Here is a 15,650-nt window from a genome sequence, read left to right on the forward strand (position 1 = left end):
AGAGAACATGCTGCAACCGAAACGCACCAAGTTCCGCAAGGCTTTCAAGGGTCGCATTTCCGGCGACGCGCCGGGCGGCACCCAGCTCAACTTCGGGTCCTATGGCCTGAAGGCGATGGAGCCGGAGCGCATCACCGCCCGCCAGATCGAAGCGGCTCGCCGCGCGATCACGCGTCACATCAAGCGCCAGGGCCGTCTCTGGATCCGCGTGTTCCCCGACGTCCCCGTGTCGTCGAAGCCGGCCGAAGTCCGCATGGGCTCGGGCAAGGGCGCGCCGGAATTCTGGGTCGCTCGCGTCAAGCCGGGCCGGATCCTGTTCGAGCTCGACGGCGTCCCGGGCGACATCGCGGCGGTGGCGTTCAGCCGCGCGGCGATGAAGCTGCCGATCAAGACCAAGGTTGTGGCCCGCCTGGGCGACACCTCGCACCTGGGAGCCGGTAAGTGAAGCAGAGCGAACTGAAGCCGCTGACCGACGATCAGCTATCCGAGCAGCTTGGCAATCTGAAGCGCGAGGCGTTCAACCTCCGCTTCCAGGCGGCGACCAGCCAGCTCGAAAAGCCGTCGCGGGTCCGCGAAGTGCGCCGCACCATCGCGCGCATCAAGACGATCCAGTCCGAGCGTTCGCGCTCGGCTGCGAAGTAAGGAAACGGAAACATGCCGAAGCGCGTGCTGACGGGGACGATCGTCTCCGACAAGACCGACAAAACGGTGGTCGTCCGTGTGGAGCGCAAGGTGAAGCACCCGCTCTACGGCAAGATCATTCGCCGGTCGAAGAAGTATCATGCCCATGACGAGGGCAACGAGTTCCATGAGGGCGAGATCGTGCGGATCGAAGAGACCGCGCCGATTTCGAAGCTCAAGACCTGGCGCGTGGTGGATCGCGTCGCAGCCCGTACCACGCCTGAGCGTGCGTCGGCCGAAGGCTAAGGGAGTTCTGCAATGATTCAGATGCAGTCCAACCTGGACGTCGCCGACAACTCGGGCGCGAAGCGCGTCCAGTGCATCAAGGTGCTCGGCGGCTCCAAGCGTCGCACCGCCTCCGTGGGCGACATCATCGTTGTGTCGATCAAGGAAGCGGCGCCGCGCGGCAAGGTGAAGAAGGGTGACGTGCACCGCGCCGTCATCGTCCGCACCGCCAAGGACATTCATCGTCCGGACGGCTCGACCATCCGCTTCGACGGCAACGCCGCGGTGCTGGTCAACAAGAACGAAGAGCCGATCGGCACCCGTATCTTCGGCCCCGTCGTGCGCGAGCTGCGCGCCAAGGGGCACATGAAGATCATCAGCCTGGCGCCGGAGGTTTTGTAATCATGGCTGCCGCCAAGATCAAAAAGGGCGACACGGTCGTCGTCCTGTCCGGCAAGGACAAGGGCAAGACCGGCGAAGTCACCCGTTCGCTCCCGAAGGACGGCAAGGTCGTCGTTTCGGGCGTCAATATCGCCACGCGCCACAAGAAGCCGAGCCAGACCAACCCGCAGGGTGGCCTGGAGCGCACCGAAGCGCCGATGCATGTGTCGAAGGTTGCGCTGGCCGACCCGAAGTCGGGCAAGGCCACCCGCGTCCGCTTCGAGCAGCGCGACGGCAAGAAGGTCCGCGTGGCCGTCAAATCCGGGGAGGTCATCAATGGCTGACACCTACACCCCGCGGATGAAGAAGCTGTACGAAGACCGCGTCGCCAAGGCGATGACGGAGAAGTTCGGCTACGCCAACCGCATGGAAGTGCCCAAGATCGAGAAGATCGTGCTCAACATGGGCGTGGGCGAAGCGACGCAGGACAAGAAGAAGGTCGAAGCGGCCGCCTCCGAAATGGAAGCGATCGCCGGCCAGAAGCCTGTCATCACCAAGGCGAAGAAGTCGATCGCGCAGTTCAAGCTGCGTGAGGGCATGCCGATCGGTTGCAAGGTCACCCTGCGCCGCGAACGCATGTACGAGTTCCTCGATCGTCTGATCACCATCGCGCTGCCGCGCGTCCGCGACTTTCGCGGCCTGAACGCCAAGTCGTTCGACGGGCGCGGCAACTATGCGATGGGTCTCAAGGAACAGATCGTGTTCCCGGAGATCAACTATGACCGCATCGAAAAGGTGCGGGGCATGGACGTGATCGTCACCACCACCGCGAAGACCGACGAGGAAGCGCGCGAGCTGCTCCGTCTGTTCGGTTTCCCGTTCCCGCGTGAAGACGCGGACGACCAGAAGCAGGCGGCCTGAGGGCCTGGAGAACTTAAGTCATGGCGAAACTGAGTTCCGTGAACAAGAACGAGCGTCGCAAGAAGCTCGTCAAGCAGTACGCACCGAAGTACGCGAAGCTGAAGGCGATCGCGAACGACGAGTCGCGCGACGAGACCGAGCGTCTGATCGCACGCCTCAAGATGGCCGAACTGCCGCGCAATGCGAACCCGACCCGGATCCGCAACCGTTGCGAGATCACCGGCCGTCCGCGCGCTTACTATCGCAAATTCCGTCTCGCTCGCGTGATGCTGCGCGATCTGGCCAACAAGGGCCTGATCCCCGGCGTGACCAAGTCGAGCTGGTGAGGATTTAACCTATGGCAATGACCGATCCCCTGGGCGATCTGCTCACCCGCATCCGCAACGGCCAGCAGGCGCGTAAGGACAGCATCATGACGCCGGCGTCCAAGCTGCGCGCGCGCGTGCTCGATGTCCTTCAGCGCGAAGGCTATATCCGCGGCTATCGCGAGGAAGAACTCGCCGGCCATGCGGGCCTGCGCATCGAGCTGAAGTATTTCGAGGGCCAGCCGGCCATCAAGCACATCGCTCGCATCTCGAAGCCGGGCCGCCGCGTCTATTCGGGTTCCAAGGACCTGCCGCGCGTGCGCAACGGCCTTGGCATCACCATCGTCTCGACGCCCAAGGGCGTTCTGTCCGACGCGGAAGCGCGCGACCAGAATGCGGGCGGCGAGGTTCTCGCGGAGGTCTTCTGATCATGAGCCGCATCGGAAAGAAGCCGGTCGCGATTCCTTCGGGCGTCACTGCGACCATCGACGGAGGCCAGCTTTCGGTCAAAGGGCCGAAGGGCACACTGACCATGCCGCTCGCCGACCAGATCGCCTATGAGGTTCAGGACGGCGCGATCTCGGTCCAGCCGGCCAACGACACCAAGCAGGCGCGCGCCTTCTGGGGCATGCAGCGCACGCTCGTGCAGAACCTGATCACCGGCGTGACCGAGGGCTTCACCAAGACTCTCGAGATCACCGGCGTCGGCTACCGCGCGAACGCCCAGGGCAAGACCCTGAAGCTGCAGCTCGGCTACAGCCACGACGTGAACTACGCGGTGCCGGAAGGCATCACGATCGCGACGCCGGACCAGACCACGGTGAACATCACCGGCATCGACAAGCAGAAGGTCGGGCAGGTCGCCGCCGAGATCCGCCGCTGGCGCAAGCCCGAGCCGTACAAGGGCAAGGGCATCAAATATCGCGGCGAGTATATCTTCCGCAAGGAAGGGAAGAAGAAGTAATGGCGAAGCTCTCTCTGTTCGCAAAGCGCCGCCAGCGCGTCCGCACGGCGCTCCGTGCCCGCGCCGGTGCGCGTCCGCGCCTGTCGATCCACCGTTCGGGCCGGCACATCTATGCGCAGGTCATCGACGACGAGGCGGGGCGCACGCTCGCCGCCGCCTCGACGCTCGACAAGGATGGCAAGGGCAAGACCGGCGCGACGTCCGAGGCTGCGGCTTCGGTCGGCAAGCGCATCGCCGAGAAGGCGACGGCCGCGGGCGTCAAGTCCGTCGTGTTCGATCGCGGCGGCTTCCTGTTCCACGGGCGCGTCAAGGCGCTCGCTGATGCCGCCCGCGAAGGCGGATTGGAGTTCTAAATGGCTGAAGAAACCGAAATCCAGGCCGGCGCGCCCGAAGCCGCTCCTGCTCCCGAAGGCGGCGAGCGCCGCGGCCGTGGCGGCCGCGGACGTGGCGGCGGCGACAATCGCGGCCGCGGCGGCCGTGACGGCAACCGCGGGCGTCGCGACGATCGTCGCGGCGGCGCGGAAGAGGGCGGCGAGGAGCTGATCGAAAAGCTCGTCCACATCAACCGCGTCTCGAAGACCGTGAAGGGCGGCAAGCGCTTCGGCTTTGCGGCGCTGGTCGTGGTCGGCGACGGCAAAGGCCGGGTCGGCTTCGGCCATGGCAAGGCTCGCGAAGTGCCGGAAGCCATTTCGAAGGCGACGGCTTCGGCCAAGAAGAAGATGATCCGCGTGCCGCTCCGCGAGGGCCGGACGCTGCATCATGACGGCAACGGGCATTTCGGCGCAGGCCGGGTGACGCTCCGTTCGGCGCCGCAGGGCACCGGCATCATCGCCGGCGGTCCGATGCGCGCCATCTTCGAGAGCCTGGGCGTTGCCGACGTGGTGACCAAGTCGGTCGGCACCTCCAACCCCTACAACATGATCCGGGCGACGTTCGAAGCGCTGGGCGAGCAGACCTCGCCCAAGTCGGTCGCGCAGCGCCGGGGCAAGAAGATCGCCGACCTGCTCGGCCGCGGCGGTTCGCAGACCGCCGAGGCGGACGCGGCGATGGTGACGGAGTAAGATCGTGGCGAAGATCAAGATCAAGCAGATCGGCTCGCCGATCCGCCGCACCAAGGATCAGCGCGCGACGCTGATCGGCCTGGGCCTCAACAAGATGCACAAGGTCAGCGAGCTCGAGGACACCCCCGAGGTCCGCGGCATGATCCGCAAGCTGCCGCATATGGTGGCGATCGTCGACTGATCGACGATCGTCATCCCGGACTTGATCCGGGATCCAGCTTCTCCTACCTTGTGTGGGAAGCAAACGAAAAAGCCCGGACGGCCCCGCCGCTCCGGGCTCTTTTTGCGTGTGAGCGAGGCGGCGGCGCGCAAGTTTCAAGATGGTTGCTGGCAACCTCAGATGATGCGAACACCAGTTCATCTCACCGGAGGGACTAACTAGCCTGTGTTGCTCTTTCTTTGCGTAGCCGTCGCTGCCTTCGTGCTTTGGCATTTTCTGCCGGGAAGTAAACCGCCCAGCGCCTCGCCGCAGTTCCGACAGATAGGCGCCACGCCGGACGACGATGATTGGTTCGACCGCGTCAAAACACAGTGCGAGTCGCCCGCCGAAGTCGCATTCCTTGCCGCGATGGTGAGGGAATATGAGCTACGACCGCGCCAAGGCTCCTTGCGCAATGACCGCCTGAAGCTCGACATGCAGGTCAAGGATGGCGGTTACCGCATCGACTTTCTCGCAAACGACTGGTTGATCATCGAAATCGATGGAGCAGCCTATCATTCTTCTAAAATGGATCAGGCACGAGATCGTGCGAGGGATGAGCATCTGGAGGGGCTAGGCTACAGTGTTCTGCGGATACCTGCGAAGGTTGTTTTTGCCCAGCCCGACGAGGCAGTGAGGAAGGTTGGCGAAGCACTTAACCGTGGGAAAAGGCAGATTCCCGCGCACGAGCGGCGGAGTGGCTTCACGCGGTTGAATGAGACTATGTCAGGGCTCAACAAAGCGCTCACAGAGGTCAACGACGGATCTGCACGCCAACGTAAGTTGCAAGCTGCAATGACTTCTGCTGAAAAGTCGTTCGCGATTGAGAGACATGTAATCGACTCTGCGATAGAAGCAGCAACTCGGACGATGGAGATCGAAGAGTATATCGGCGGATCTCAAGAAAAGCGCGACGCGTACGAACGAAACTTCCGTGAACTGGAGGAGGCATTTAGATCCCGCCAGGAAGGGCTTGGGGTAGCCGCGAACTACGTGCAGGAGTCCGTGATAGTTGTTCCTCAGTTTGCTGCCATGACGACCGGCGAGATCGAGTTGGATGCCCAGGTGCAACAGGTTTTTCGCAGGCTAGAGGCTGAGCGAGCAGAGTACCTAACAAAAGTGCGGCAACAGCTTTCGTCTAATCCGCAATTGCGCTCGCTGGCGAAGGATGAGCTGTCCCGACTGGGGTGCCCCGAGGTCTGGTCGAGGATTAGTTAGCCGCTCATCTCCGGCGGCAGCGACTCTGATCGAATATGAGCTCGCTAGCTTAACGCCGCCGCCACGGTCTCGATCGGCAGGAACAGCGTGCGGCTGTCTTGCGGGAATTCCTGAAACTCGGCGCAGGCGAGGTAGAAGCGTTTCGCTTGTTCGTCCTTGGCCTGCACCATCACCGTGCCGATGCCGATGCTTTGTGAGGCGAGGGCGATGCGGCGCAGGGCGTCCGCAAGGACGTCGGCGCCGAGGCCGCGACCGGTATAGTCCCGGTCCACGGCTAGGCGGCCAATGATCGAGACCGGAACGGAGTTCGGCGCATTGCGCCGGAGCTTGCCGGGCGCAGCAGAGCGTTCGACTGCGCCGGCTGCGACGCAGAAATAGGCGACCACGCGGTTGCCGTCGCAGACCACATAAGTGCGGGAGAAACGGCTCTCGTTCTTGAGCGCGCGCTGCTTTAGCCAGTCGTTGAGCGCCGGCTCACCGCAGTCGAAGGCTTGAAGGTCGTGGCTCGGCAGAATTGGAGCCGGGGCGGACAGCGCCATGCAGGTCGCTCAAGCCTCCCAGGCCGGCTTGCGCTTCAGCAGCGCCCGCAATTTTGGGCCGGGAGCTAACGGGTTGTCGAGCGCCGCGACGAAGCTGTCGTACCGCTCTGCATCCAGCGTGAAGAGTCGCTGGTCGAGCAACACGTCGATCGCGAGCGCGCGGGCACTGTCGACCATGAACTCAGTGCGTGTCTTGCCGAGCACGGCTGCGGCCTCGTCGATCAAGCGCCGCGTCTGCGCTTCGACGCGCAGGTTGATCGTTCCCCTTGTCGGCTTTGACGTGGCGCGATCGGCAAGGGCATGAGACTTGTGCATGCCGGAAAGATCGTGCTTTGTATGTACGTTGTCAATACGCGTTATTTGAGATGCTTCCAGAGAAAAGGCTGTCCTACACGCCACCGGATTGCCAGGCTACGCGCCGGCTCTTTCCAATCGTCGATACGCCCGATCCCGCATGAGCTGACGCTTCTTATGCGACATGCGCGAGTTTAGTGAAGTTTGAGGGCTTCGCATCGCCTGCCGAGCGAATGCATCACGACAATTTCCTCAACTTCGGCTCGTTTTCGCACCGCGTCACGTGTCGCCCTTGCGTAAACTTCCGCACCTCTTCCAGCTCTTCGTGCCTTTCCCGCGTGACAAACCCGTCAACCCCCGCTAAGGGCCGCCGCTTCCATCAATCTGCGCGAACACAGGGAAACCGAGTGCAATGAAACTGAACGAAATCCGCGACAACGAAGGCGCGCGCAAGGGCAAGATCCGCGTCGGCCGGGGCATCGGCTCGGGCAAGGGCAAGACTGCCGGCCGTGGCCAGAAGGGCCAAAAAAGCCGCGAGGGCGTGTCCATCGCCGGCTTCGAGGGCGGTCAGATGCCGCTCCACATGCGGCTGCCGAAGCGCGGCTTCAACAACATCTTCGCCAAGGATTATGCCGAGGTGAATTTGGGCGCGATCCAGAAGCTGGTCGATGCCGGCAAGCTCGACGCGAAGGGTACGATCGACCATGCGGCGCTGAAGGCGGCTGGCGTCGCGCGCGGCGGCAAGGACGGCGTCCGTCTGCTCGGCAAGGGCGATTTCTCGGCCAAGCTGAACTTCTCCGTCGCCGGCGTGTCGAAGGGCGCGCGCGAGGCGGTCGAGAAGGCCGGCGGTTCGGTCGAGGTGCTGACCGTGGTTCCCGCCTCCGAAAAGGCGGCCGCGAAAAAGAACAGCGTGCGCGACGCGAAAAAGGCGGCCAAGGCCTGATCGCCAGCCGCCTTGCAACGCGGGCTTAGACAAGCGCGCGAGCGACACTATATGGCGGCGGGGGGCTTTCGGGCTCGCCGCCGCTTGTGGCTTCTCAGGACTGACGAACACTCATGGCATCACGAGCCGACGCACTGGCCACCAACATCAACCTGTCCAAGTTCGGACAAGCGACCGAGCTCAAGAATCGGCTGTGGTTCACGATCGGCGTGCTGATCGTTTTCCGGCTGCTGAGCTTCGTGCCGCTGCCGGGCATCGACCCGACCCGGCTCGAAGCGCTGGTCAACCGCACCCGCGGCGGCGTGCTCGACTTCTTCAACACCTTCTCGGGCGGCTCGCTGCAGCGCCTGTCGATCATCGCCCTGGGCGTGATGCCTTACATCACGGCGTCGATCGTGGTGCAGCTTGCAACCACGCTCAGCCCGCAGCTCGCGGCGATCAAGAAGGAAGGCGAGAGCGGCCGCAAGCGGCTGAACCAGTACACCCGCTACGGCACGGTGTTCCTGACCGCGATCCAGGGCTTTTTCGTCCTGCGCGGCGCGGTCGCGCAGAACCTGGTGTTCGATCCCAGCGCGCTGTTCTTCATCACCGGCACGATCTCGTTGATCGGCGGCACGATGTTCCTGATGTGGCTGGGCGAGCAGATCACCACGCGGGGCGTCGGCAACGGCGTGTCGCTGATCATCATGGCCGGCATCGTCGCGCAATTGCCGACAACGCTCGTCAACCTGTTCGAAGGCGGCCGCACCGGCAGCCTGTCGGTGCCGCTGATCCTGACGATCATCGTCGCGGCGCTGGGCCTGATCGCGTTCATCTGCTTCATGGAGCGCGCGCAGCGCCGGGTGCTGATCCAGTATCCGAAGCGCCAGACCCAGCGCGGCATGATGCAGGCGGATCGCAGCCACTTGCCGCTGAAGATCAACACGTCGGGCGTGATCCCGCCGATCTTCGCCTCGTCGCTGCTGCTGATGCCGCTGACGATCAGCCAGTTCGCCGGCCAGCAGGCGACGGCGGGGCAGGGCTGGTGGGGCGATTTCCTGATCACCCTCAACCAGTATCTGCAGCACGGGTCGCCGATCTACATGGCGCTGTATGGTGCGGGTATCATCTTCTTCAGCTTCTTCTACACCGCGGTCGTCTTCAATCCGGAGGAAACGGCGGACAATCTGAAGCGCTATGGCGGCTTCATCCCCGGCATCCGTCCGGGCAAGAACACCGCCGACTATCTGGATTTCGTGCTGACACGCATCACCGTGATCGGCGCGGCCTATCTGACGGTGATCTGCCTGCTGCCGGAATATCTGGTCTCGGCCGCGGGCATCCCCTTCTATCTGGGCGGCACCAGCCTGCTGATCGTCGTCAACGTGACGATGGACACGGTGACGCAGATCCAGAGCCATCTGCTCGCCCATCAGTACGGCGATCTCATCAAGAAGGCGAAACTGAAGGGTCGCGCCCGCTAGTTCGGGTCGATAAGGGGGATCCCCATGAACATCATCCTGCTGGGTCCGCCGGGCGCGGGCAAGGGAACCCAGGCCGAGCGGCTTGTCGCCGATCGCGGCATGGTCCAGCTCTCCACCGGCGACATGCTGCGGGCGGCGCGGACGTCCGGCACGGCGCTCGGCGCGCGGGTCGCGGCAGTGATGGATGCGGGTGAGCTGGTTTCGGACGAGATCGTCTCCGACCTGATCGGCGAGGCGCTCGACCGGATGGGGCCGGAGCAGGGCGCGATCTTCGACGGCTATCCGCGCACCGCTGCGCAGGCCGAGTCGCTCGACGGGATTCTCGCCAGCCGCGGACGCAAGCTCGATCATGTCATAGAGCTGGACGTGGACGAGGACGCGCTGGTCGAGCGCATCACCGGCCGCTTCACCTGCGCCAAGTGCGGCGCGGGCTATCACGACAAATTCAAACTGCCCAAGGTCGAGAACACCTGCGACGTCTGCGGTGCCCATGAGTTCAAGCGCCGCCCTGACGATAACGCCGAGACGGTGCGCACCCGCATGGCCGAATACCGCGCCAAGACCGCGCCGATCCTGCCGCTCTACGAGGCGCGCGGCATTGTCAGCCGCGTCGACGGCATGGCCGACATGGACGCTGTTACCGCGGCGATCGAAGAGGTATTGAAGACCTCTCGCTAGGAGGGGCTATGCGATATCTGTTCGTGCTGCTGGCGTGCGCCGCGGCTCCGGCCGCCGCCGAGGTGAAGTCGGTGTCGCCTGCCGGCTTCGAGATCGCCAACACCGCCGTAGTCAACGCGACGCCGGAGCAGGTCTATGCGATGCTCGGCCAGCCGGCGAAGTGGTGGAACAAGGCGCACAGCTACTCGGGCAGCTCCGACAATCTCAGCCTGACGCTCCGCGCCGGCGGCTGCTTCTGCGAAGCGATCCCGGCCGATCACGGTTCGGTGGAGCATGGCCGCGTCATCAATGCCCAGCCCGGCAAGGCGCTGCGTATTGCCGGCGCGTTCGGGCCGCTGCAGGCCGAGGGTGTGAGTGCAGTGCTCACCTGGGCATTGAAGCCGGTTGCCGGCGGCACCGAGGTCACGCAGACCTATGTCGTGGGCGGATATATCCGGGTCGGAGCCGACAAGATCGCGCCACCGGTGGATCAGGTTCTGGGCGAGCAACTCAAAAGGCTGCAGGCGGTCTTTGCCGCGCGCTGAACTGTGCTAACTCTGGATCGTAACGGCCTCGAATCACAGAAGGCCGGACGGGTCAGAACAATCACCGATCCGCACCAAGAGGGGGCACAGAATGGCAGTTTCCGATCACGTCGACCTTCCGACGTTCATCGAGGGCGTGAAGAAGCGCAATCCGGGCCAGCCCGAGTTCGTGCAGGCCGTCCAGGAAGTCGCCGAGGACATTTTCGACTTCATCGAGGACAAGGAGGAATACCACTCCCAGCAGATTCTGCGCCGCATCGCCGAGCCCGACCGGATCATCTCGTTCCGCGTGTGCTGGGAAGACGATGCCGGCAACATCCGCGTCAACCGCGGCTGGCGCGTGCAGAACAACAACGCGATCGGTCCCTATAAGGGCGGCATCCGCTTCCATCCGTCGGTGACGGAAAGCGTGCTGAAATTCCTCGCCTTCGAGCAGACGTTCAAAAACGCTCTGACCGGCCTGCCGATGGGCGGCGGCAAGGGCGGCGCCAACTTCAATCCGAAGGGCAAGTCGATCCGCGAGATCATGCGCTTCTGCCAGAGCTTCATGACCGAACTCTACCGCCATGTCGGCGCGGACGTGGACGTGCCGGCGGGCGACATCGGCGTCGGCGGCCGCGAGATCGGCTTCATGTTCGGCCAATACAAGCGGATCACCAACCAGTTCACCGGCGTGCTGACCGGCAAGGGACTGGAATATGGCGGCTCGCTGATCCGTCCCGAAGCGACCGGCTATGGCGCGGTCTATTTCCTCTCCAACATGCTGAAAACCAAGGGGCAGGACCTGAAAGGCAAGACAGCCGTCATCTCCGGCTCGGGCAACGTTGCGACGCATGCGGCGGAAAAGATCGTGCAGCTCGGCGGCAAGGTGCTGACCCTCTCCGATTCCGGCGGCTTCATCCACGATCCGGACGGCATCGATCAGGAAAAGATCAACTGGGTGAAGACCCACAAGACGCACCGCCGCGGCCGGATCGAGGACTATGTCGCCGAGTATAAGGGCGCGACTTTCCACGCCGGTAAGACGCCCTGGGGCGTGAAGTGCGACGTAGCGCTGCCCTGTGCGACGCAGAACGAACTGCTGGGCGACGACGCGCGCGAACTCGTCAAGAACGGCTGCATCGCCGTCGCCGAGGGCGCGAACATGCCGACCAATCTGGAAGGCGTGCACGTTTTTAAAGACGCGAAGATCCTCTACGCGCCGGGCAAGGCGTCGAACGCGGGCGGCGTGGCGGTTTCGGGCCTGGAGATGAGCCAGAATTCCGAGCGTCGCTCATGGAAGGAAAGCGAGCTGCAGCAGCTCCTGCTGGACATCATGGAAGGCATCCACGCCTCGTGCGTCCAATATGGTGATCAGGGCGGTGGCTATGTCGATTATGTGCGCGGCGCCAACATTGCCGGCTTCAAGAAAGTCGCCGATGCGATGCTGGCCTACGGCGTAGTCTAGGGAACGCCCAAGGAGGTCGTCTGTTGAGGCTCCGCGCAACAGCGGAGCCTCGCATGGCCAAGGATTTGAAACCCGGCGACAAGGTCAAGTGGAAGTCGCACGGCGGCGAGGCTGTCGGCCAGGTCGTGAAAAAGCTGACCTCCGAAACGCGGATCAAGGGTCACAAGGTCGCCGCGTCGAAGGACAATCCCGAATTTCTCGTCCGTTCGGAGAAGTCGGGCGGCGAGGCGGCGCACAAGCCGGCGGCTCTGACCAGAACGAAGTGATCCTGCTATAGTCCGGGGAAACGTCATCCCACGCGGATCGTTGGAGTGCGACGCGAGGAGATTATCCGTGGCCAGTCTTGACGAAACTCGTATCGCCCCTGCAACGTCGAAGCCGAAACGCGCGTCCGACGAAGCGGCGCGCGCTTCGACGGAGACGGAAGTGAACGAGATCGTGAAGACCGCCCAGGACGCCAAGCGCGGCGAGGAAAAGGCCGGGCCGGAGAACAAGACCGCGTGGATCGCGGCGGGCGTGGGCGTCGGGATTGGTTCTGCCGCCCTTGTCGCGGCGCTGCTCTACGCGAACCGCGACAAGGGCAAGAAGAAGGGCTGATCGTCAGGCCATTGCGGGCAGCAGGCGCTTTTCGCCTGCCAGCCGCATCATTGCCCGCTGCAGTTTCTCGAACGCACGCACCTCGATCTGGCGGACGCGCTCGCGGCTGACGCCATAGACCTGGCTCAGCTCCTCGAGCGTCTTCGGCTCTTCCGCCAACCGCCGCTCGGTGAGGATGTGCTTTTCGCGGTCGTTCAGATCGTCCATCGCCTCGACCAGCAGCTCGTGGCGGACCTGCTTTTCCTCGTCCTCGGCGATGCGCTCGTCCTGCAGCGGATCGGTGTCGGCCAGCATGTCCTGCCACTGGCTCTCGCTGTCATCGCGCATAGTGACGTTCAGCGAGGTGTCGCCGCCCATCGCCATGCGGCGATTCATGCTGACGACATCCTCTTCGCTGACGCCCAGATCGGTCGCGATCTTGGCAACATCCTCGGGCTTCAGATCGCCATCCTCGAACGCGTCGATGCGGTTCTTCATCCGGCGAAGGTTGAAGAACAGCTTCTTCTGCGCAGCCGTGGTGCCCATCTTCACGAGGCTCCACGAGCGCAGGATGAATTCCTGGATCGAGGCGCGGATCCACCACATCGCGTAGGTGGCGAGGCGGAAGCCGCGATCGGGCTCGAATTTCTTCACGCCCTGCATCAGACCGATATTGCCTTCGGAGATCAGCTCCGAAACGGGCAGGCCGTAGCCGCGATAGCCCATCGCGATCTTCGCGACGAGGCGGAGATGGCTGGTCACGAGCTGCGCCGCCGCTTCGGGATCCTGATGCTCCTGATAGCGCTTGGCGAGCATGAACTCCTGCTCGGGCGACAGGATCGGGAATTTTCTGATCTCGGCGAGGTACCGGTTGAGGCTGGCCTCGCCGCCCAGCGCCGGAATGGTCGCGGGGACGTTTTTACCGTTGGCCATGATGTTTCTCTTTCTCCCTGCCGAACCGCCGCCTCGGCTGCCGAGGCCGGCGAAAGCTTAACAAACCTATACCGTCAATGCGCTTAACAGTTCCTGCATGTCATCGGGCATCGGACTGTCGAACGCTAAAGGCCGTCTATCGATCGGGTGCAGAAAGCCGAGCCGTGCCGCATGCAGGGCCTGCCGTTCGAAACCCAATCTTTTCAATATCTCGCGCGTCGCCGGGCGGCTGCGGCCGTAAACCGGGTCGCCCAGCAGCGGATGACCGATCGAGGCCATATGGACGCGCACCTGGTGCGTGCGTCCGGTTTCCAGCCGGCATTCGACGAGGCTCGAGTCGCGCAATGCCTTTTCGAGTCGCCAATGCGTGACGGCGCGCTTGCCGCGGCCTTCGCTTACAATCGCGATCTTTTTCCGGTTCGCATCGGACCGGGCCAGGTTAGCGTCCACCGTGCCTTCGCCCTTCGCTAGCCCCGCGACGATCGCGTTGTATCGGCGGTCGATGCTGTGCGCCTGGAACTGCTTCGCTAGTCCTTCGTGCGCGCGGTCGGTCTTGGCCGCGACGAGGAGCCCGGAGGTGTCCTTGTCGATGCGGTGGACGATCCCCGGCCGCGCCACGCCGCCGATGCCGGACAGATTGCCGGCGCAGTGGTGAAGCAGCGCGTTGACGAGCGTCCCATCCGGATTGCCGGCGGCCGGATGCACAACCATACCCGCCGGCTTGTCGATCACGATCAGATGTTTGTCCTCGAACACCACGCTTAAGCCGAGGTCCTGAGCCTCGTTGTGCGGAGGCTCGGGCGCGGGCACTTCGACAGCGAACGTTTCGCCGGCGCGCGTCTTGATCGCGGGATCGCGAAGCTTTGCCCCGTCGCCGCGCGTGACTTGCCCGGCGGATATCAGCGCCTTGATCCGCTCGCGCGACAGCGTCGGCAGCGCGGAGGCGAGCGCACGGTCGAGCCGCCAGCCTTCCGCCTGCGGTTCGATTACTGCCTCGAGAATGGAATCCCCCCGGATCATCGGTTAGCGCTGACATGGTGACGCGGATCGAAATTTCAAGGACCGTTCTGGACGCGATCCAAGCTCATGCCGCCGCGGATGCGCCGCGCGAGGCGTGCGGGCTGCTGTTCGGAAACGACTCGCGGATCGACGCGTCTGTTCCGGCAGCCAATGTTGCCGACGACCCGCAGCGGCACTTCGAGGTGGATCCGGCTATTCTCTTACAGGCGTCCCGCGCCGCCCGCGCAGGCGGGCCTACGATCGCCGGATACTACCATTCCCACCCGAGTGGCTGCGCTGAACCATCCGAGACCGATCAGCGCATGGCCGCGCCCGACGGCCGGCTCTGGCTGATCGTGGCAGGGGACACCGTAACGGCCTGGCGTAACGGGAAGAACGGTTTCGAGGCAGTAACACTGGCGATCGTGTGACGCGCGCCGATGTCGTTATTTTACAATCCTTTTCGGTGGCGACCGGATATGGCTGCGAGGCCTTTGCGGGCTCGGCGCTGGCTCCAGCGCTGCCCGCTTCGGCCCCTTTCGTCACATACAGGGGGATGTGACGAAGGGGGCCCTTAGGTCCAGCCCCAAGGGCGTTCCCTGAACCATTTGGTGACGACGTATTTCTGTCCCGCGCGCACCTTCATCGCGTGGTGAATGGTTGACGGGTTGGCGCTGCCGTCGGGGCGGCGGTTGTTCCAGGCTAATAATTTCCCGGCCTCGGGCTGGACCATCTTGTCGACTGCCTTGAAGCGGGTTGCGCCGCCCGCCTGTACGTCGTTCAGATAGACCATCACCGTCCAGGTGCGCTGGCCCGCGACGCTGGTGTATTTTTCATAGTCGACGCTCTGCGGCTCGAAGTAATCGGTGTGCGCCTTGAACTCCTGGCCGACCTCGTAGCGTTGGCCCTGCATCGGCTCGCCATATTTTAGGTCGAGGCGAGAGAAGGCGGCGATCTTCTCGTCGATCGCTTTCACCACCGGATCGTCGCCGTCGAGGTCGCAAGTCTCGCTGGTGCGGAAAGCGTCGTCGCCATTGTAATTGGCGAGCGTGGACGGGCGACGGTTAGCGTCTATGCGCTCTATCACCGCAGCGCATTCGTCCGGCGAGAGGAAATTGCGCTTGATGAAGAGCGTCAGCTTGGGGTTAGGCAAGCGCTGCACGCCGGCATGGCTCATCATGGTATCGATGACCATCTGGTCGAAGGAATTGTCCATAAGCTCCGGCTCTCGGTATAGTCGAGCGAAGTGCGATGCTTAAGCCACGCGCGTCAAGCGTGACTCGGCCGGGCAAAGCTGTC

At 63.7% G+C, this 15,650-nt stretch carries 26 protein-coding genes; 21 read left to right on the plus strand and 5 right to left on the minus strand.

Annotated features, from left to right (window positions below; genetic code table 11):
* The first annotated feature begins 7 nt into the window (after window positions 1-7).
* The 13 genes from rplP (at window position 8) to ACFSCW_RS07075 (ending at window position 5,955) form a co-directional block, all read left to right on the plus strand.
* Complete coding sequence (gene rplP / locus ACFSCW_RS07015) at window positions 8-445, plus strand: 50S ribosomal protein L16 (RefSeq protein ID WP_380888135.1); 438 nt, start codon at window positions 8-10, stop codon at window positions 443-445.
* Complete coding sequence (gene rpmC, locus ACFSCW_RS07020; protein ID WP_046347141.1) at window positions 442-642, plus strand: 50S ribosomal protein L29; 201 nt, start codon at window positions 442-444, stop codon at window positions 640-642. Before rplP ends, rpmC begins: the two co-directional genes overlap by 4 nt.
* A gap of 12 nt (window positions 643-654) precedes the next feature.
* Window positions 655-927, plus strand: a complete 273-nt coding sequence (gene rpsQ / locus ACFSCW_RS07025; protein ID WP_380888136.1) for a 30S ribosomal protein S17 — start codon at window positions 655-657, stop codon at window positions 925-927.
* Window positions 928-939: 12 nt separating this feature from the next.
* Complete coding sequence (rplN, locus tag ACFSCW_RS07030; protein ID WP_380888137.1) at window positions 940-1,308, plus strand: 50S ribosomal protein L14; 369 nt, start codon at window positions 940-942, stop codon at window positions 1,306-1,308.
* 2 nt (window positions 1,309-1,310) lie between these two features.
* Window positions 1,311-1,631 (plus strand): 50S ribosomal protein L24, encoded by a 321-nt coding sequence (gene rplX, locus ACFSCW_RS07035; protein WP_380888138.1) that lies wholly within the window; start codon window positions 1,311-1,313, stop codon window positions 1,629-1,631.
* Window positions 1,624-2,208: a 50S ribosomal protein L5 gene (gene rplE / locus ACFSCW_RS07040; RefSeq protein WP_380888139.1), complete on the plus strand. Its 585-nt coding sequence runs from the start codon at window positions 1,624-1,626 to the stop codon at window positions 2,206-2,208. The genes rplX and rplE overlap by 8 nt, the downstream gene beginning before the upstream one ends.
* 20 nt (window positions 2,209-2,228) lie before the next feature.
* On the plus strand, window positions 2,229-2,534 hold the full coding sequence (gene rpsN, locus ACFSCW_RS07045; protein WP_171130790.1) for a 30S ribosomal protein S14: 306 nt from the start codon (window positions 2,229-2,231) through the stop codon (window positions 2,532-2,534).
* Window positions 2,535-2,545: 11 nt separating this feature from the next.
* Window positions 2,546-2,941, plus strand: coding sequence for a 30S ribosomal protein S8 (gene rpsH, locus ACFSCW_RS07050; RefSeq protein WP_380888140.1), 396 nt, complete (start codon window positions 2,546-2,548; stop codon window positions 2,939-2,941).
* Between the two features lie 2 nt (window positions 2,942-2,943).
* A complete protein-coding gene (rplF, locus tag ACFSCW_RS07055; RefSeq protein ID WP_380888141.1) occupies window positions 2,944-3,477 on the plus strand; it encodes a 50S ribosomal protein L6 in 534 nt (177 codons plus the stop codon).
* Entirely contained in the window at window positions 3,477-3,830 is a 354-nt protein-coding gene (gene rplR / locus ACFSCW_RS07060) for a 50S ribosomal protein L18 (protein ID WP_380888142.1), read from the plus strand. Before rplF ends, rplR begins: the two co-directional genes overlap by 1 nt.
* Window positions 3,831-4,538: a 30S ribosomal protein S5 gene (rpsE, locus tag ACFSCW_RS07065; RefSeq protein ID WP_380888143.1), complete on the plus strand. Its 708-nt coding sequence runs from the start codon at window positions 3,831-3,833 to the stop codon at window positions 4,536-4,538.
* Window positions 4,539-4,542: 4 nt separating this feature from the next.
* Entirely contained in the window at window positions 4,543-4,719 is a 177-nt protein-coding gene (gene rpmD, locus ACFSCW_RS07070; RefSeq protein ID WP_380888144.1) for a 50S ribosomal protein L30, read from the plus strand.
* A gap of 204 nt (window positions 4,720-4,923) precedes the next feature.
* Entirely contained in the window at window positions 4,924-5,955 is a 1,032-nt protein-coding gene (locus ACFSCW_RS07075; RefSeq protein ID WP_380888145.1) for an endonuclease domain-containing protein, read from the plus strand.
* Window positions 5,956-5,999: 44 nt separating this feature from the next.
* On the opposite strand, the gene ACFSCW_RS07080 is transcribed toward ACFSCW_RS07075, so the two are convergent.
* Both ACFSCW_RS07080 and ACFSCW_RS07085 read right to left on the minus strand, forming a co-directional pair.
* Window positions 6,000-6,494 carry a GNAT family N-acetyltransferase gene (locus ACFSCW_RS07080; RefSeq protein WP_380888146.1) on the minus strand — a complete coding sequence of 165 codons (495 nt, stop codon included), beginning with the start codon at window positions 6,492-6,494 and terminating at the stop codon, window positions 6,000-6,002.
* Window positions 6,495-6,503: 9 nt separating this feature from the next.
* Window positions 6,504-6,809 carry a type II toxin-antitoxin system TacA family antitoxin gene (locus ACFSCW_RS07085; protein ID WP_380888147.1) on the minus strand — a complete coding sequence of 102 codons (306 nt, stop codon included), beginning with the start codon at window positions 6,807-6,809 and terminating at the stop codon, window positions 6,504-6,506.
* A 391-nt stretch (window positions 6,810-7,200) separates the two neighbouring features.
* Here ACFSCW_RS07085 and rplO point away from each other — a divergent pair, with 391 nt between their 5' ends.
* The 7 genes from rplO (at window position 7,201) to ACFSCW_RS07120 (ending at window position 12,440) form a co-directional block, all read left to right on the plus strand.
* Complete coding sequence (gene rplO / locus ACFSCW_RS07090; protein ID WP_380888148.1) at window positions 7,201-7,731, plus strand: 50S ribosomal protein L15; 531 nt, start codon at window positions 7,201-7,203, stop codon at window positions 7,729-7,731.
* A 113-nt stretch (window positions 7,732-7,844) separates the two neighbouring features.
* On the plus strand, window positions 7,845-9,194 hold the full coding sequence (secY, locus tag ACFSCW_RS07095) for a preprotein translocase subunit SecY (RefSeq protein ID WP_380888149.1): 1,350 nt from the start codon (window positions 7,845-7,847) through the stop codon (window positions 9,192-9,194).
* A gap of 24 nt (window positions 9,195-9,218) precedes the next feature.
* Entirely contained in the window at window positions 9,219-9,872 is a 654-nt protein-coding gene (locus ACFSCW_RS07100; RefSeq protein WP_380888150.1) for an adenylate kinase, read from the plus strand.
* An 8-nt stretch (window positions 9,873-9,880) separates the two neighbouring features.
* Window positions 9,881-10,396: an SRPBCC family protein gene (locus tag ACFSCW_RS07105; protein ID WP_380888151.1), complete on the plus strand. Its 516-nt coding sequence runs from the start codon at window positions 9,881-9,883 to the stop codon at window positions 10,394-10,396.
* 91 nt (window positions 10,397-10,487) lie between these two features.
* Window positions 10,488-11,843 (plus strand): NADP-specific glutamate dehydrogenase, encoded by a 1,356-nt coding sequence (gene gdhA / locus ACFSCW_RS07110; protein ID WP_380888152.1) that lies wholly within the window; start codon window positions 10,488-10,490, stop codon window positions 11,841-11,843.
* A 53-nt stretch (window positions 11,844-11,896) separates the two neighbouring features.
* Window positions 11,897-12,109 (plus strand): hypervirulence associated TUDOR domain-containing protein, encoded by a 213-nt coding sequence (locus tag ACFSCW_RS07115; RefSeq protein WP_380888153.1) that lies wholly within the window; start codon window positions 11,897-11,899, stop codon window positions 12,107-12,109.
* A gap of 67 nt (window positions 12,110-12,176) precedes the next feature.
* Window positions 12,177-12,440 (plus strand): hypothetical protein, encoded by a 264-nt coding sequence (locus tag ACFSCW_RS07120; protein WP_380888154.1) that lies wholly within the window; start codon window positions 12,177-12,179, stop codon window positions 12,438-12,440.
* Window positions 12,441-12,443: 3 nt separating this feature from the next.
* Here ACFSCW_RS07120 and rpoH read toward each other — a convergent pair whose 3' ends face one another.
* Together rpoH and ACFSCW_RS07130 are read right to left on the minus strand one after the other, a co-directional pair.
* Complete coding sequence (rpoH, locus tag ACFSCW_RS07125) at window positions 12,444-13,352, minus strand: RNA polymerase sigma factor RpoH (RefSeq protein WP_380888155.1); 909 nt, start codon at window positions 13,350-13,352, stop codon at window positions 12,444-12,446.
* 66 nt (window positions 13,353-13,418) lie between these two features.
* Window positions 13,419-14,372 (minus strand): RluA family pseudouridine synthase, encoded by a 954-nt coding sequence (locus ACFSCW_RS07130; RefSeq protein ID WP_380888156.1) that lies wholly within the window; start codon window positions 14,370-14,372, stop codon window positions 13,419-13,421.
* A 14-nt stretch (window positions 14,373-14,386) separates the two neighbouring features.
* On the opposite strand from ACFSCW_RS07130, the gene ACFSCW_RS07135 reads away from it, so the two are divergent.
* Complete coding sequence (locus ACFSCW_RS07135) at window positions 14,387-14,782, plus strand: M67 family metallopeptidase (protein ID WP_380888157.1); 396 nt, start codon at window positions 14,387-14,389, stop codon at window positions 14,780-14,782.
* A gap of 143 nt (window positions 14,783-14,925) precedes the next feature.
* On the opposite strand, the gene ACFSCW_RS07140 is transcribed toward ACFSCW_RS07135, so the two are convergent.
* The gene (locus tag ACFSCW_RS07140) at window positions 14,926-15,567 is read right to left on the minus strand and encodes a prolyl hydroxylase family protein (RefSeq protein WP_380888158.1); all 642 of its coding nucleotides are present in this window, start codon (window positions 15,565-15,567) and stop codon (window positions 14,926-14,928) included.
* Between the last annotated feature and the right edge of the window lie 83 nt (window positions 15,568-15,650).

The organism is Sphingomonas tabacisoli (assembly GCF_042678385.1).
Lineage (GTDB): Bacteria > Pseudomonadota > Alphaproteobacteria > Sphingomonadales > Sphingomonadaceae > Sphingomonas_B > Sphingomonas_B tabacisoli.

Bases quoted from the DNA above. Each gene is read 5' to 3' on its own strand.
- ACFSCW_RS07130 (WP_380888156.1), bottom strand. From the start codon at position 14,372: ATGATCCGGGGGGATTCCATTCTCGAGGCAGTAATCGAACCGCAGGCG.
- ACFSCW_RS07135 (WP_380888157.1), top strand. From the start codon at position 14,387: ATGGTGACGCGGATCGAAATTTCAAGGACCGTTCTGGACGCGATCCAA.
- ACFSCW_RS07080 (WP_380888146.1), bottom strand. From the start codon at position 6,494: ATGGCGCTGTCCGCCCCGGCTCCAATTCTGCCGAGCCACGACCTTCAA.
- rplE (WP_380888139.1), top strand. From the start codon at position 1,624: ATGGCTGACACCTACACCCCGCGGATGAAGAAGCTGTACGAAGACCGC.
- rpsE (WP_380888143.1), top strand. From the start codon at position 3,831: ATGGCTGAAGAAACCGAAATCCAGGCCGGCGCGCCCGAAGCCGCTCCT.
- rplX (WP_380888138.1), top strand. From the start codon at position 1,311: ATGGCTGCCGCCAAGATCAAAAAGGGCGACACGGTCGTCGTCCTGTCC.
- ACFSCW_RS07085 (WP_380888147.1), bottom strand. From the start codon at position 6,809: ATGCACAAGTCTCATGCCCTTGCCGATCGCGCCACGTCAAAGCCGACA.
- rplP (WP_380888135.1), top strand. From the start codon at position 8: ATGCTGCAACCGAAACGCACCAAGTTCCGCAAGGCTTTCAAGGGTCGC.
- rplN (WP_380888137.1), top strand. From the start codon at position 940: ATGATTCAGATGCAGTCCAACCTGGACGTCGCCGACAACTCGGGCGCG.
- rplO (WP_380888148.1), top strand. From the start codon at position 7,201: ATGAAACTGAACGAAATCCGCGACAACGAAGGCGCGCGCAAGGGCAAG.
- ACFSCW_RS07105 (WP_380888151.1), top strand. From the start codon at position 9,881: ATGCGATATCTGTTCGTGCTGCTGGCGTGCGCCGCGGCTCCGGCCGCC.
- rpoH (WP_380888155.1), bottom strand. From the start codon at position 13,352: ATGGCCAACGGTAAAAACGTCCCCGCGACCATTCCGGCGCTGGGCGGC.
- ACFSCW_RS07140 (WP_380888158.1), bottom strand. From the start codon at position 15,567: ATGGACAATTCCTTCGACCAGATGGTCATCGATACCATGATGAGCCAT.
- rpsN (WP_171130790.1), top strand. From the start codon at position 2,229: ATGGCGAAACTGAGTTCCGTGAACAAGAACGAGCGTCGCAAGAAGCTC.
- rpsQ (WP_380888136.1), top strand. From the start codon at position 655: ATGCCGAAGCGCGTGCTGACGGGGACGATCGTCTCCGACAAGACCGAC.
- rplR (WP_380888142.1), top strand. From the start codon at position 3,477: ATGGCGAAGCTCTCTCTGTTCGCAAAGCGCCGCCAGCGCGTCCGCACG.
- ACFSCW_RS07115 (WP_380888153.1), top strand. From the start codon at position 11,897: ATGGCCAAGGATTTGAAACCCGGCGACAAGGTCAAGTGGAAGTCGCAC.
- rplF (WP_380888141.1), top strand. From the start codon at position 2,944: ATGAGCCGCATCGGAAAGAAGCCGGTCGCGATTCCTTCGGGCGTCACT.
- ACFSCW_RS07100 (WP_380888150.1), top strand. From the start codon at position 9,219: ATGAACATCATCCTGCTGGGTCCGCCGGGCGCGGGCAAGGGAACCCAG.
- rpsH (WP_380888140.1), top strand. From the start codon at position 2,546: ATGGCAATGACCGATCCCCTGGGCGATCTGCTCACCCGCATCCGCAAC.
- gdhA (WP_380888152.1), top strand. From the start codon at position 10,488: ATGGCAGTTTCCGATCACGTCGACCTTCCGACGTTCATCGAGGGCGTG.
- secY (WP_380888149.1), top strand. From the start codon at position 7,845: ATGGCATCACGAGCCGACGCACTGGCCACCAACATCAACCTGTCCAAG.